15 protein-coding genes and 1 pseudogene are annotated in these 13666 nt (G+C 31.5%); 8 read left to right on the top strand and 8 right to left on the bottom strand.

The window, feature by feature from the left end:
- Nucleotides 1–124 precede the first annotated feature (124 nt).
- The 3 genes and pseudogenes from B5F09_RS15475 to istB all read left to right on the top strand — a co-directional run.
- Nucleotides 125–436 (top strand): annotated as a pseudogene (locus B5F09_RS15475) (hypothetical protein); the annotation flags it as partial.
- Complete coding sequence (locus B5F09_RS13535) at nucleotides 416–973, top strand: hypothetical protein (RefSeq protein ID WP_394335304.1); 558 nt, start codon at nucleotides 416–418, stop codon at nucleotides 971–973. The pseudogene B5F09_RS15475 and the gene B5F09_RS13535, both read left to right, overlap by 21 nt.
- A gap of 2 nt (nucleotides 974–975) precedes the next feature.
- On the top strand, nucleotides 976–1752 hold the full coding sequence (istB, locus tag B5F09_RS13530; RefSeq protein WP_087303535.1) for an IS21-like element helper ATPase IstB: 777 nt from the start codon (nucleotides 976–978) through the stop codon (nucleotides 1750–1752).
- A gap of 195 nt (nucleotides 1753–1947) precedes the next feature.
- Here istB and B5F09_RS13525 read toward each other — a convergent pair whose 3' ends face one another.
- The 5 genes from B5F09_RS13525 to B5F09_RS13505 form a co-directional block, all read right to left on the bottom strand.
- Nucleotides 1948–2238 (bottom strand): single-stranded DNA-binding protein, encoded by a 291-nt coding sequence (locus B5F09_RS13525; protein WP_087301113.1) that lies wholly within the window; start codon nucleotides 2236–2238, stop codon nucleotides 1948–1950.
- A gap of 14 nt (nucleotides 2239–2252) precedes the next feature.
- Complete coding sequence (locus B5F09_RS13520; protein WP_087301116.1) at nucleotides 2253–2936, bottom strand: ParB/RepB/Spo0J family partition protein; 684 nt, start codon at nucleotides 2934–2936, stop codon at nucleotides 2253–2255.
- A gap of 12 nt (nucleotides 2937–2948) precedes the next feature.
- Nucleotides 2949–3815, bottom strand: a complete 867-nt coding sequence (locus tag B5F09_RS13515) for a ParA family protein (RefSeq protein WP_087301118.1) — start codon at nucleotides 3813–3815, stop codon at nucleotides 2949–2951.
- 106 nt (nucleotides 3816–3921) lie between these two features.
- Nucleotides 3922–4854 (bottom strand): hypothetical protein, encoded by a 933-nt coding sequence (locus B5F09_RS13510; RefSeq protein ID WP_087301121.1) that lies wholly within the window; start codon nucleotides 4852–4854, stop codon nucleotides 3922–3924.
- Between the two features lie 52 nt (nucleotides 4855–4906).
- Nucleotides 4907–5776 carry a ParB/RepB/Spo0J family partition protein gene (locus tag B5F09_RS13505; RefSeq protein ID WP_087301123.1) on the bottom strand — a complete coding sequence of 290 codons (870 nt, stop codon included), beginning with the start codon at nucleotides 5774–5776 and terminating at the stop codon, nucleotides 4907–4909.
- Between the two features lie 259 nt (nucleotides 5777–6035).
- Here B5F09_RS13505 and B5F09_RS13500 point away from each other — a divergent pair, with 259 nt between their 5' ends.
- The 3 genes from B5F09_RS13500 to B5F09_RS13490 all read left to right on the top strand — a co-directional run bounded on the left by B5F09_RS13500 (nucleotide 6036) and on the right by B5F09_RS13490 (nucleotide 7960).
- Nucleotides 6036–6410 carry a helix-turn-helix domain-containing protein gene (locus B5F09_RS13500; RefSeq protein WP_087374812.1) on the top strand — a complete coding sequence of 125 codons (375 nt, stop codon included), beginning with the start codon at nucleotides 6036–6038 and terminating at the stop codon, nucleotides 6408–6410.
- Nucleotides 6400–6585 (top strand): helix-turn-helix transcriptional regulator, encoded by a 186-nt coding sequence (locus B5F09_RS15470; protein WP_087374810.1) that lies wholly within the window; start codon nucleotides 6400–6402, stop codon nucleotides 6583–6585. The genes B5F09_RS13500 and B5F09_RS15470 overlap by 11 nt, the downstream gene beginning before the upstream one ends.
- A gap of 166 nt (nucleotides 6586–6751) precedes the next feature.
- On the top strand, nucleotides 6752–7960 hold the full coding sequence (locus tag B5F09_RS13490) for a site-specific integrase (RefSeq protein WP_087374808.1): 1209 nt from the start codon (nucleotides 6752–6754) through the stop codon (nucleotides 7958–7960).
- 120 nt (nucleotides 7961–8080) lie between these two features.
- Here B5F09_RS13490 and B5F09_RS13485 read toward each other — a convergent pair whose 3' ends face one another.
- Both B5F09_RS13485 and B5F09_RS13480 read right to left on the bottom strand, forming a co-directional pair.
- A complete protein-coding gene (locus B5F09_RS13485) occupies nucleotides 8081–9742 on the bottom strand; it encodes a DAK2 domain-containing protein (RefSeq protein ID WP_087301137.1) in 1662 nt (553 codons plus the stop codon).
- A gap of 12 nt (nucleotides 9743–9754) precedes the next feature.
- Nucleotides 9755–10111 carry an Asp23/Gls24 family envelope stress response protein gene (locus tag B5F09_RS13480; RefSeq protein ID WP_087301139.1) on the bottom strand — a complete coding sequence of 119 codons (357 nt, stop codon included), beginning with the start codon at nucleotides 10109–10111 and terminating at the stop codon, nucleotides 9755–9757.
- A 237-nt stretch (nucleotides 10112–10348) separates the two neighbouring features.
- Here B5F09_RS13480 and rpmB point away from each other — a divergent pair, with 237 nt between their 5' ends.
- A complete protein-coding gene (gene rpmB, locus B5F09_RS13475) occupies nucleotides 10349–10534 on the top strand; it encodes a 50S ribosomal protein L28 (RefSeq protein WP_087301142.1) in 186 nt (61 codons plus the stop codon).
- Nucleotides 10535–10658: 124 nt separating this feature from the next.
- Here the strand turns inward: rpmB and dnaJ are convergent, their stop codons facing one another.
- Nucleotides 10659–11783 carry a molecular chaperone DnaJ gene (dnaJ, locus tag B5F09_RS13470; protein WP_087301145.1) on the bottom strand — a complete coding sequence of 375 codons (1125 nt, stop codon included), beginning with the start codon at nucleotides 11781–11783 and terminating at the stop codon, nucleotides 10659–10661.
- Between the two features lie 309 nt (nucleotides 11784–12092).
- Between dnaJ and B5F09_RS13465 the strand changes: the two genes are divergently transcribed.
- On the top strand, nucleotides 12093–13493 hold the full coding sequence (locus tag B5F09_RS13465) for an IS110 family transposase (protein ID WP_087302962.1): 1401 nt from the start codon (nucleotides 12093–12095) through the stop codon (nucleotides 13491–13493).
- Nucleotides 13494–13666: the final 173 nt, after the last annotated feature.

The following is a 13666-nucleotide window of genomic DNA, read 5'->3' as shown; positions in this document are numbered from 1 at the left end:
TTATTTAATATCACAGGTCCATCTTATCGAATCAAAGATAAATTAAATCCTAAAAAAACTGAGAACACTTAATTGCAACAAATTGGTCAAATTATCTTGACTTTTATATGAAACAAGGCCTGGCCAACAATTGCAGGTAGACTGGAAAGAAAATCTTAGAATGACGACCATTCATGGTGAAGTCATAGAATTCAATCTCATGACATCTACACTTGGCTATTCACGTGAACATATATTTGTCTATACCAAAGGAAAAACAACTGAAGACTTCCTTAGATGCATCATCGATACCTTATACAGGCTTGGAGGAACCCCTGAACATATACTTACTGACAATATGACAGCTGTAGTGAGCATTACTAATGGCTCTAAAAGAAAGCATCAGAAAATCAGAGCCTTTGAAAAGGATAGCGGCATGAAGATAAGGCTATGCAAAACAAGAAGTCCACAGACAAAAGGAAAAGATGAATCAGCCAACAGATTCATTTCCTGGCTGAATGCATATGATGGCGAGATTGAAAATGAAGAAGAACTTATCCATCTTATTGAAAAGATCAATAGACGAGTCAATAACACCATCAATCAGACAACGAATATGCCGCCGCATGTTCTCTTTGAAAAAGAAAAGGAATATCTCAGACCCTTACCAAACAAAGTGATGCTCGATAGCTATGTAGATAATGTCATTACGCAGATAGTGCCACCAACACTACTGGTTACCTACAATGGATCTGGATATTCCGTTCCTACAAAGTTTATCAACAAAAGAGTCAAGCTAGTACCAATTGAAAATAAACTTTATGTATATTTTAACACAGAACTTGTGACAGTACATCAAATAAACAAAAATAAATTCAACTACAAACACGATCATTATCAGGAGGCACTGCATCATACAATCTGCAACAAGGATATAGATATCGATGCAATTGCAGAAGAAAATTTAAAACTGCTTGAAAGGATAGGTAAATAAGGATGGCAACAAACTATAACAGGCTCATGAACAATCTGGAAACATTGAAGCTCGATCGCATAAGAGAATATTTAGATACATATATAAGCATGGTAAATGAAGGAAAGAAGGATATGGTGGAAGCACTATATGAACTGACTAATTTTGAAATGGAACTTAGGAATGAACGAGCGATGAACGCATGCGTGAAGGTGGCCAATTTCCCATATATAAAAACATTTGAGGATTTTGATTTTTCATATCAGCCTTCGATCAGCAAGGAGCAGATACTTGATTTTAGAAATCTCAGATTTATGGAAAAAACAGAAAATATTCTTCTCATTGGAACCCCAGGTGTAGGAAAAACACATCTGGCGACATCAATTGGAATAGAAGCAGCGAAAAACAGAAACAGTACATATTTCATAAACTGCAATGATCTCATCCTACAGCTAAAAAGAGCCCATCTAGAAAACAGACTAGAAACACGATTGAAATTCTTTGCAAAATATAAGCTACTTATCATAGATGAGGTAGGGTTTCTTCCGCTGGATAGCGAATCATCGAATCTTCTTTTTCAATTGATAACAAAAAGGTATGAGAAACATTCAACAATCATAACAACCAACAAATCACTGTCACGATGGGGAGAGGTTTTTGGTGATAATGTATTAGCGAATGCAATCTTAGACAGACTTATTCATCATTCACATATCATAAATATCACAGGAAGGTCATATCGAACAAAGGATAAGATATCCATGATTGAGGATGATGATCATAACAACCAGAACTGGTGAAAATTAAACTAACACTTTTGGTAAATTTTATATTGACATTAACACCAATGTAACCAGATCATATGCCTTTGTTTCTTTTCTTCTTTCTTTAATATTCACTTTAGTTACCTGCCTTTCATAAACTAAAAAGGAGAGAGGTTTCGCCGACTATCGTCTATTGTTTATTTGTCTTTTCAGGGCGAAAACCTCATTTTATCATACAACTTCAATTCTTGAACATTTGACATTAAAAATATAATGACGATTTCCATCATTGTTTTCCAACAGCTTATTCGTTCCTTCTCCTTCGATCAGTACTGTTTTATCTGTGTAATCTTTCTTTACCAGTTCATCAACAAACGAACCCCATATTGAACATCGTACATGTGATTCATATTTATCAAATGCATTTTTACATGCCAATGTAAAATTACATACCTTTCTGTCTCCAACTTCTTTGATAGTCAATTCACTACAGATTTTTCCACATAAAATTACTTTAAACATATAAGTCCTCCATTTTATTTTTCTATACAATTCATGATTTCAAGTATTCTATTAAGATCATCCACTCCATTGTAAATAAGTGTCAATCTATTTTTAGTCACCTTTACTTTAGTTGAATACTTCTCTCTAAGTAACGTTTCAACGTATTCAAAAGATGTATCTCTTTCTTTTTTTGAAGCTTTCTTTTTTCCTCTTGCTAAATTGATATATTCCTGCGCTGTCTTACCACATACCCCTAAATATCCGCCTATCCAGACTCTGGTTTCCATGCCCTTTGGTTTTCTGTCCGGCTCACTCTCTAAAACTTTTAACAGTATTCTTGTTATTTCAACCAGTTCTGCTTTGCTCATGTTTCTTTGAGCATTTGAAGCAATGATCTGAATCAATTCATTATTTTCACAATCCGGTTTGGGATAGACAATACAGTTAATCTCTGGTTCGATTAAATCATCCATATACAGCTGCAACAAAGCGTTATAACGACGATGTCCACCTATCAAAATATAATGATCACCATTCTGATAAACCTCCAACGGTTTTAATAGTCCATCTTTTTTGATATTTTCTTTCAGTTCATCGATATCTCTTTGTTCAAAAATGTTATGATCATTTTCTTTTATATCTTCAATATCAATTTTTCTAAGACCGAGCAGATGATTCATCTTAGGTTGCATATTCTGTAAATCTGTTAAACTCATATGTATCACCTACTATTCTTTTTCTAATATTTCTTCTGCAAATCTTTTGTAGTCATCAGCAATCTTACTCTTGGTATCAACTAACAGCTGACAGGACATAGCTGACTTAGAAGCAACAGCATCCTGATAGCCTATTGTGGTATTTAAAACTTTAATTTCATATAATTTATCTGTTGAACTAAATATTTTTCTGATTTTTTCAATGAAAGCACTATAAAGAGGTCTCTTACCTCTAGGAATCATATTAAAAAGCACATAGATCTGATAAAAGCATTCAAAGTCATTCATTAGATTTTCCAGTTCATTCATTGTTTTGATAAAACCTGCAAGTTCAAATCTTCCAATTTTTAAAGGAATGATGACTTCATCACTAGTAAATAAAGTATTTAGAGTGATTGTATTAAATGTTGGCGCATTATCAATGACAACATAATCAAATTCTTTTCTTACATCCCTTAACGCTTTCTTTAGACGATTATGCTGCATTTTATTGGCAGCTTTTATAAGCTGATCTGTATTGATCAGTCTTGTTTCTGTAGATGGTATAATAGACAGATTTTCATAATCAGTAGTATATATTGCTTCTTTGATCTGACACTGTCCTAAAAGAACATCATTGATATCATATTCATAGAATGCATCACCTAATGCCTCCTCAAGCCATTTTAATGGTTCTTGATTATCAAACTCTTTTTCTATAAATTTTGATAGATTGATATCATTTACTTTTTTGTCAAAATAGCTTGTTGCATTGCCCTGTGCATCTCCATCTATAAGCAGTACACGATATCCCTTTCTGCTTAAGCTTACTGCTAAATTAATACTTGTCTGCGTTTTTCCAACGCCACCTTTTTGATTGATTACACTTATAATTTTCATTTTCTTTTCCCTTAATCCAGCTTTACTGGAACCTTTCTGTTTTTATTTTGTTTCTTTTTCACTTTATAAACAAATGTACAAATTTTCTACCCGGTAAATTTACCGACTAGAACATGACTTCAATAATATTCTGTTGCCACCATTTATAAAGATAATCTTTCATATCATCAAAACAACAGCTTTTTTCATGAACCATCTCATCAACTTTTTTGCACCATTCTTCATTGACTTCTTCTATTTTCGAAATGGTTAAAAGATTTCCCAATTTCATATGCTCAACAAAAGATCGAATAATTTCATTGATTTTCCTGATAACTATATTTCTTTGTTGTTTATATTTTTTAACCGCCAAACTATCATCTTTAACAATGGTAATTCTTGAAACAATATTAACAATCAGCTCATGATACTGATCATCTTTAATGACAGTTGCCACAGCATTCTTTAATCTTCGTGTTAATTGCTGAATTGTTTTATAAACAAAGATTCTATCTTCAACTGTTTTGACCTCAACAGCTTCATATATTTCATGACCATTGCTATCCAGCATAAGATCACCCTTTTTAGCTTTTAATACAGCATCAGGATGATTCTTCTTGCATAATTTTTTTGTCTTTTGATCATAGTAATAATCACGCTGATATTTCTTTAGACATCTCTTTGCTCTTTTATACACATATCTTGTAAAACAGATAATCTCAACATACATTCCTTTACCTTCTGTAATTATTTTATAAACATACAAGTCTTTTAAAAATCGTTTATCAATTTCTAACATAGTTTTTCTCACAAACTCATCAACTCTTTTATCAAAAGTATCGGGAATCATGATCTTCAGATAATAGCCAAAAATATTACGATACTGATTATCTTTACCAAAATTCCTTAAATGCTTCTTTTTGTATCTCAATAACTTGTAGATATCTTTCTTCCATGTTTTAGAATTAGCTTTAAAATTGTTTTCTTCCTTAATAAAATTCAATACACTTTTTTCATCATCAAAAGTATCGAATCTTAAATAAACATTATTACTTATCATTTTTCCTCTCTCCCGCTGGTAAATAGACAACTAAGCTTTTCTTACTTGTTTTTTATATCTTCAGTTCATATGAAGTGGCCATATACTGTTCCAGTTCATCACTGTGTTCTTCCAACAAATAAAAGATAGCTTCCTGCATTTCCAGAGGTGTCACACCTCTAGGAAAATACTGGCTTAATTTACTGGCTTCCAATTTTAATTTTTCCTTTTGATTTGGCTTTTCCTGCAATAATTCATCATAGATGGTTTCTTCATCCAGCTCATCATCTTGTGCCAGTTCTTTAAAGAATTTAGCCTGAGATAAACTAGGTGTTGCATCAAGTTCTTCTATAACTTTTAAAAGCATTTCCTGTTGTTTACCATTTAAAAATGAAAGTTCTACTGCTGGTCGAAAAGCAATTCTTTCTTCATCAACCAGATTAAGTAGTTCTTTATTTAAATAAGTCAAACGTATATAGCGAAATATTTGTGCTCTACTAGTACCTTTTTCATTTGCAATTCTTTGAGCTGAATCAGTATTATACTTCGTATCTACTGGATACGAAGCTTCATCAATTACTTTTCCTTGATGTTTTAAAGCTTCATATTTCATTCGATAGGCAAATGCTAACTCACTTTTCAATAATTTTCTTCTATGCAAATTGCTGTCAATCATCATGATTACAGCTTCGTCATCATTAAGATCAACTATCCTGACGGGTACATCGTTAATCTCAGCCAATTGGCAGGCCTTCATTCTTCGATGTCCAGATATGATTTGATACCTGTCATTAATCTTTCTAACAATCAATGGTTCATCAACTCCTCTTTCCATGATGCTTTTTTGAAGATTTCTTAAATCTTCATCTATTCTTACCTGATATGGATGATTTGGAAATTCATCTAACTGTTGTAGATTCACCACCTTATATATATACTCCATATAGTTCACCTGCCTAATAAAAAAGCGGATACCTTAAATTCATAAGATATCCGCAAAATTTTATATTTAATTTTAAAAAAGTTATTAAACTTTTAATCATAATAATTCACGAAAATATACTTTCATAAAACATACATGAACTATATAAAGAAAAACAAACTGTGCTGAAAAATCGTACCTTTGTAATAATTTTTTTCATTCTTATAATGATTATGTCAACAGACTGCTATACTTTGATACATCTAAGAAAGGAGAAAAAATGGTTACATATTACAAAGATAAAAACTTACCCAATCGCTTTAAAGAATGTCGAAGAACAATGAAACTTACTCAACCACAATTGTCATCACTACTTGGATTCAAAGGTGGTAAAGCAACTATAATGTCATATGAAAAATCAAAACGATTACCTAATGTTGATACAATAATACGAATGCATGAAGTACTAAAAGTATCTACTGATTACCTGCTCTGTTTAGATGATTATAAAAATCATAATGATTATATGGATAAAGTTTTAGGTATCGATGATGAATTACTGTCACTATTAAATAGTATTATAGATTATAACAAAATAAAACGTATAAATTTATTTATACATAGACACTATAAGGATTATTTATATGAAACGTAAACACATTAATAACAGATTTAAATATGCTAGATTATATGCTGGATATACCCAAGTAGAAGCTGCTAAAGCGAGTGGATTTATGACAAAACAAGCTTTAAGCCATTATGAAAAGGCACACGTACTCCAAGTAATAAAGTTCTTTACACGCTTCCTAAACTATATAATGTCTCATTAGATTTTTTATTAAAACAAGATTTTTATATCAATCATGATGAATATGTAGAATCAATATTATTACTTGATAAAAAATCTATTCAAATACTAAAATCATTAAAACAACATAATATAGCACTTGTTGATCTAAAAAAATATTTAAATACTATTAAGGAAGGAAATTAATAATGAGTATTCGTGAAAAAAAGAATAAAGATGGTACTATTTCATTTTACATAACTGTATTTGAAGGTTATAAAATCGATCGACGAGGTCAATATGTTCAAAATCGTAAATATAAATCATTCAAACAACCTAAAGGTATGGGAATACGCAAAGCTAGACAGATTGCAAAGGAAATGGAATTAGAATTTCAAAATCAATTTCAAATGAAACAAAGTACTGGTATTGATAAAAAACTATCTGAAGTATGGTCGTGGTATAAAAAATACTATGCCCCAAACAAATTAAGAGAATCAACCATATACTCACTTGATAGTTTAGTCCAAAATAAGATTTTACCAGAATTAGGGAACTACCGTATTGGTGATATTTCTACTAGTCGCATAACTATCTTTTTAAATGATGTAGCCATTGTTAGAGATAGAAAAACCGGAAAACCAATACGTCCAAAACAGTATTATAAAGATTCCTATGTTCAAACAGTTTTTTCAGCATTAAATAGATTATTTGAATTTTCTATTTCTCAAGGATGGATTAAAGAAAATCCATGTAATCATGCTATAAAGCCTAGTATAAATAAATCAATCAAGAAAAGGCCATTAGAAATTAATCAAATTAAAGATATCATAAAAAAAACAAATGATTTTTCAGTTCATAATGCAGTTATCCAATTTCAAATTTATACTGGAATGCGTATTGGAGAAACTTTAGCCTTAACTTGGAATGATATTGATTTTAAAAATAAAGAAATTAATATCAACAAAACTATTAATTTTGTCGGAAAGGATCCAATTATTGGACCACCAAAAACAAATAACAGCTATCGAATACTAGGAATGTCTAACACCGTTTTTAACATTCTTAAAATGGTCCAACAAGAACAAAATGAAAGAAAACAATTTTTAAAAGAACAATATATTAATCCTAATATAGTTTTCTCTACTCCATTAGGAGATTATATACATAGAAATAATATCAATAAAAGATTAAACGCAGTAAAAAAAGGAACTGATTATGAATATATAACAGTTCACTTCTTAAGACATGCTAATGCAACATTGTTACTTATGAACGATGTAGATATAAAAGTAGTCTCTTCTCATCTAGGCCATAATGATATTCAAACAACAGCTAATATATATGCTGATGTCTTAAAATCCAAGGAACATCAGATAGCTCAACTAATCGAATTCGATCTTGAAGATGACCAATAAAAAACAGGCTTTTTTACTTAATATATCCAAATTAGTGCGTAAATAAGCGTAAAATAAGCGTAAAATTTGAATATCAATTAAAAAAGCGCCGATTATATCGGCACTTTTTGAGATTTGAATTTATTCAACACCTACAATAAATGAGTATACTGGTTGTTTTCCATCAATTACTTCTAATTCAACATCAAAATTATCTTCAACGAAGCTTTCGATTTCTTCAACATCTTCATCATTTACATCTTCACCACAAATTAGTGTAATGATTTCAGAATCATTATCAATCATATTTTCTAATACAACTTTTAATGCTTTTAATTTATTATCTTTACAATCTATTATATTCTTTTCAACCAAAGCCATATAATCATTTGCTTTAATTTCAACACCATCAATTACAGTATCTTTAATTGCAAATGTTACTTGTCCTGTTTTAACATTACCAACAGCTTCTGTCATATCAGCAACATTTTCATCAAGTGTAGCTTCTGGATTGTACATAATACATGCTGATAATCCTTGTGGAATAGTTTTAGTTGGAATTACAATTACATTTACTTCATCTTCTAAAATAGTTGCTGTTTGTTGAGCAGTCATTACAATATTAGAATTGTTAGGTAAAATAATTACATTTTTAGCATTAACTTTTCTAACTGCTTGAACCATGTCTTCAGCAGAAGGATTCATAGTTTGGCCACCACTAACAACATAATCACAATGTAACTCTAAGAAAGAATCACGTAAACCATCACCTGCACATACTGAAATAACTGCAGTTTCTTTAGCAGGTCCTTTATCATTAGCTTTGCTATCATCAACACCTACAATTGATCCTGCACTACCTTGAATTGCATCATTTTGCTCTTGCATATTTTCAATTTTGATTTTTACGAATTCTCCAAAACGTTGAGCAATATTTAAAGCATTTCCTGGTTTCATAGTATGAACATGGACTTTAACAATTTCTTCATCTTGAACAACTACGATACTATTACCTGGTAAAAGTTCTAATTCTTTTTTTAGTTGATCTTCTTTAAATTTAGTTACCAATGAAGGTTCTAGTCTAATAATAAATTCTGTACAATAACCATAACCATCTTCGCCACTTTCAACACTAGCAACAGCACTCATAGCTGTATCTGATGATGATTTAATCTCAACATAATCAACTCTTTCACCAGCTAGAGCAGCCATAAATCCTGTAAATACAAGTAATAATCCAGCACCGCCACTATCTACTACACCAACTTCTTTTAAGACTGGTAATAATTCTGGTGTTCTTTCTAATGCTAATTCAGCTTCTTTTACGAAATAAGAGAAAACATCTTCAATTTCCATGCCTGGCTTAGCATATTTCATTGTTGCTTCACTAGCTTCTCTAATAACTGTTAGTATTGTTCCCTCTACAGGTCTCATAACCGCTTTATACGCTACTTTAGCGCCGTTTTGCAATGCTTCAGCCCATAACATAGCATCGGCACTTTCATGACCTTGTAAAGTCATTGAAATACCTCTAAAAATCTGTGATAAAATTACCCCAGAATTTCCACGGGCACCCATTAATAACCCTTTTGACAACTTTTTAGAAATATCTCCAATATTATTAGAATCAAAATTATCTACTTCTTTTGCCCCAGCAGAAAAAGTTAATGACATATTAGTACCAGTATCACCATCAGGAACTGGAAAGACATTTAATGCATCGATTTCTGGATAATTATTATGCAATGTATTGGCACCACATAAAACCATCTCTTTAAATAATTCACCTGTTACTTCTTTCATCTTCTATCTCCTCTACTCTACTTCTCGTATACCTTGAACGTAGACATTAACTGCTTCTACATTTACATCTAAAGTAGACTCAACTACATATTTTACCTTTTTTTGCACCTCATGCAATACTTCTGTAATTTTGATTCCATATCCCAATATAACATAAAGATCTAAAATTAGACCACTTTCTCCATTATGGGCAACAATACCTTTCGAATAGTTTTCTTTTCTTAAAAGATCATAGTAACCATCTTTAAGTCTTTTTTGGCTAGCCATTCCTACTACTCCATAGCATTCGATTGCGGCACCACCGGCAATAGTAGCTACAACATCTAAAGAAATGTTGACAGTTCCCATATTATTATTTTTTTCAATCATCTATATGCCTCCTTGTATTCGTTTAAAAATACTATCTCTAACAATTATATCTTAAATAATAACTCTTGACAATTCTTAGAGCTAGATTTTATTCTAGCAAACTATTAAAATTTTTCAAGATTTATTTTTTATCGAGAAATTAATACTTTTTTATAAAAAGTAATTGCTTTTTACGAGCAAAGATGATAATATATTGCAGTACGTAAAAAACACTACTAAAGATAAGGAGGAGAACCCATGTCAAGAAAATGTCAAATCAGTGGTAAAGGACCAATGTCTGGAAATACACGTTCACATGCATTAAATGCAAGTAGAAGAAAATGGAATGTTAATTTACAAAAAGCCACTATTTTAGTAGATGGTAAACCTACAAAAGTAAGAATTTCTGCTAGAGAATTAAGAACTTTAAGAAAATCAGCTTAGTAATATAAATAGTACGCAAGTACTATTTTTATTTTATCCAAAATACAAAAAGTAATAACTAAAAAAAGAAAGGTATGTTTTTTTATTAAAGCATATCTTTCTTTTTTATATATTAAAATTTAATTTATTTTTTAAATTGACGTTTAAATGCATCAAAAATTGATTCTTTTTTCTTAGATAATTTTGAAAGCTTTTGATATAATTCTTTTTCTTCTGAAGATAATTTAGTAGGAATCTTAACTTCAATTCGTACCATTTCATCCCCATAATTACTACTATGAAGATCTTTTACACCTTTACCTTTTAATCTTAAAATAGTTCCAGATTGTGTTCCAGCTGGGATTTTAACTGTTACATCCCCTTGAACAGTTGGAACATCAACTTCACATCCTAAAGTTGCATCAACATTAGAAACCGGAACAGTAATATGAATGTTACGACCATCACGTTTAAAATGTGGATGACTTCCTACTTGAATTTCAACAAATAAATCACCGTTAGGACCACCGTTTACACCACGGCCACCTTTGCCAGCGACACGTAATTGCTGGTTAGAATTAATACCTGCAGGAATATCCAATTGAACAGTAACTGTTTTAGTCTCATAACCACGTCCATGACAATGAGGACATTTTTCTTTAACAACCTTACCAGTACCATTACAATCAGGACAAGTTGTTTCTGTTACAAATGTTCCAAAAGGAGATCTTTGTTGTTGCTGGATAGTTCCGCGACCACCACAGCGAGAACATGTTTGAACATCATTTGGATTTTTTGCGCCACTTCCATTACAGTGGCTACAAGGTGCATCATAAGTTATTTTAATATCTTTTTTAACGCCTTTTACTGCTTCCATAAAATCAATATTTAAACGCATTAAGCGGTCTTCACCACGTCGTGGTCCATTGTTTCGTTGACGACTTCTTGCACCACCGCCAAAAAACGAACCAAAAATATCACCTAAATCGACATCTTCAAATCCAAATCCGCCAAATCCACCAGCACCGCCATTTCCAGCACCTTGTTCAAAAGCAGCATGACCAAAACGATCATATGTTGCTTTTTTATTTGGATCAGATAATACTTCATATGCTTCTTGAACTTCTTTGAATTTTTCTTCAGCACCGGGCTCTTTATTGACATCGGGATGATATTGTTTTGCTTTTTTACGATAAGCTCGCTTGATTTCATCAGCTGAAGCTTGTCTACTTATTCCTAAGACTTCATAATAATCTCTTTTTTCAGCCATATATTCACCCTCTCGTATAATATGTACGTAATCATTTAATGATTTTTATTAAATTCATTATTGATTGTACATTCTAATTTTAAGATAATAGTTTTGTTTTGAATGAAGGTTTTATTCTCACTCCCTGTGGCTACTTCATGTACGTCCACTTCACAAAGACTTAATCCTTTAATCTTGACATCACTTTATACCCGAATTAGTTTGTTGCAGCAGTGTTTCTACACTTGTCTCCGTATTTGCGAGGTTGCGTTTGTCTTGATTTAGAGGTGCAATTCAATACCGATTACATATGAAAGAAGGTCATTATTTATGGAAAACAATTATATTCTTTACGTTGGCATGGACGCCTCTAAAGGCAAAGCAGATGCTGCTATCCTCAAGGTTTGTGATCGTAGATCTGTTAAACCTAAATTCTTACGAAAAAAACTATCTTTTAAATTTGTTAAATCAGAAGTTACTTCTTTTTTAGATACTGTTAGAAGTTATTCTGATGATAATTGTACCAGTATCTGTTTTGCTTTAGAAGTTACTGGTATCTATTCTACTAATGTCTATAACTTTATTAAAGCTAATCTTAACGATAATGAAAGCATCAGATTTTTAAATACTGATTTTGTCAATCAGTGGCGTAAAGCCCATAACATTGCTAAATCAGATCCTTTAGATGCTCAAACTATTTCAACTATCATTGGGACCGATTCTGATGTTCAGTATGTCAATGACAATGTTTTTGAAAACAAAAACGGATATCAAGACTTGAAAGCTTTAATACACAGACATTATCAGATCAAAAAAATCTATTCTCAAGAAATCAACCGTCTCATCGCACAATGTGATTGTTTATTTCCTGAACTTCAATATGTTTTCGAACCTAAATCAGCTGCTTTTATCGCTGTCTTATCTTCATATCCTACAACACATGATATCATAAATGCTTCTAAATTTGAAGTGTTCAATGTCGTTTATGAAGCTACGAAACATCGTTGTTCGATGGATAAGATTGATAAGCTCTTTGATTTATGCCGGGATACTCTGGTTCCTGATGATATTTCTTCTTATGGTAGAAACATCATCCTTGACCTTGTTGAAAACATTAAAAACATAAAAGGTCAACTTAAAGCAATTCAAAGATATATCGAAGATGTCGTGTCTTTAAATCCGGCTTATAAACTGCTTCTTACAATGACAGGATGCGGTCCTATAACTGCCGCAACTGTGATTGCTGAAACTGGTGATATAAGCAGATTTAAAAATGCAGACTGTTTTGTTTCTTATTCAGGATCAAGTCCTAGAAACAAACGCTCTGGAACATCTGTAGAAACCATGGGCAAGATTTCTAAAAAGGGATCCAGGTATCTTAGACATGCAATTTATATGATTGCTGAATTTGCTAGACGTCATAATCCAGTGCTCAGGCATCAGTTTGAAAGAATCAAGAACGGAAATAAGAAACGTCATAAACTGGCAAATATCGCAATTGCAAATAAGATTGCTCGATATATTTATTCAATTATGAAAAATAAAAGCAGTTTTGTAATCCTTCATGAACATATCATGAGATTACCAGAAGAAACCCGAGACACGTTCTTCAATTCAATATCATTAGACTTTCCTAAAAACACTAGAAAACAAATTTATCAGTATTCTGATATCAATGGTGAAGTTCATAAGTTTGTCTACATTAAATCAGAAGATACGATGATTGTTTAAAGGTAAACAGGAATCTAATGTAAGAGCTTTCAACGATATGGTGTTGAAAAGTTCTTTTCAGTATACTCTTTTTTGAAAAGAAAGAGGATTTTTATAGAGGATTCACCTCTTAGTCAAGACAAATGCCTGCTAAAGCAATAAATTTTAAAAATTTAATTTATTTATTGACATTT

Origin of the sequence: Erysipelatoclostridium sp. An173, assembly GCF_002160495.1 — a bacterium.
Lineage (GTDB): Bacteria > Bacillota_I > Bacilli_A > Erysipelotrichales > Coprobacillaceae > Thomasclavelia > Thomasclavelia merdavium.
The sequence above is the reverse complement of the archived record's forward strand: the minus strand, read 5'-3'. Positions and strand labels throughout refer to the sequence as shown.

What these genes read in the sequence shown, in the direction of transcription:
- B5F09_RS13535 (WP_394335304.1), top strand. Translation starts at nt 416, where the DNA reads ATGAAGATAAGGCTATGCAAAACAAGAAGTCCACAGACAAAAGGAAAA.
- istB (WP_087303535.1), top strand. Translation starts at nt 976, where the DNA reads ATGGCAACAAACTATAACAGGCTCATGAACAATCTGGAAACATTGAAG.
- B5F09_RS13525 (WP_087301113.1), bottom strand. Translation starts at nt 2,238, where the DNA reads ATGTTTAAAGTAATTTTATGTGGAAAAATCTGTAGTGAATTGACTATC.
- B5F09_RS13520 (WP_087301116.1), bottom strand. Translation starts at nt 2,936, where the DNA reads ATGAGTTTAACAGATTTACAGAATATGCAACCTAAGATGAATCATCTG.
- B5F09_RS13515 (WP_087301118.1), bottom strand. Translation starts at nt 3,815, where the DNA reads ATGAAAATTATAAGTGTAATCAATCAAAAAGGTGGCGTTGGAAAAACG.
- B5F09_RS13510 (WP_087301121.1), bottom strand. Translation starts at nt 4,854, where the DNA reads ATGATAAGTAATAATGTTTATTTAAGATTCGATACTTTTGATGATGAA.
- B5F09_RS13505 (WP_087301123.1), bottom strand. Translation starts at nt 5,776, where the DNA reads ATGGAGTATATATATAAGGTGGTGAATCTACAACAGTTAGATGAATTT.
- B5F09_RS13500 (WP_087374812.1), top strand. Translation starts at nt 6,036, where the DNA reads ATGGTTACATATTACAAAGATAAAAACTTACCCAATCGCTTTAAAGAA.
- B5F09_RS15470 (WP_087374810.1), top strand. Translation starts at nt 6,400, where the DNA reads ATGAAACGTAAACACATTAATAACAGATTTAAATATGCTAGATTATAT.
- B5F09_RS13490 (WP_087374808.1), top strand. Translation starts at nt 6,752, where the DNA reads ATGAGTATTCGTGAAAAAAAGAATAAAGATGGTACTATTTCATTTTAC.
- B5F09_RS13485 (WP_087301137.1), bottom strand. Translation starts at nt 9,742, where the DNA reads ATGAAAGAAGTAACAGGTGAATTATTTAAAGAGATGGTTTTATGTGGT.
- B5F09_RS13480 (WP_087301139.1), bottom strand. Translation starts at nt 10,111, where the DNA reads ATGATTGAAAAAAATAATAATATGGGAACTGTCAACATTTCTTTAGAT.
- rpmB (WP_087301142.1), top strand. Translation starts at nt 10,349, where the DNA reads ATGTCAAGAAAATGTCAAATCAGTGGTAAAGGACCAATGTCTGGAAAT.
- dnaJ (WP_087301145.1), bottom strand. Translation starts at nt 11,783, where the DNA reads ATGGCTGAAAAAAGAGATTATTATGAAGTCTTAGGAATAAGTAGACAA.
- B5F09_RS13465 (WP_087302962.1), top strand. Translation starts at nt 12,093, where the DNA reads ATGGAAAACAATTATATTCTTTACGTTGGCATGGACGCCTCTAAAGGC.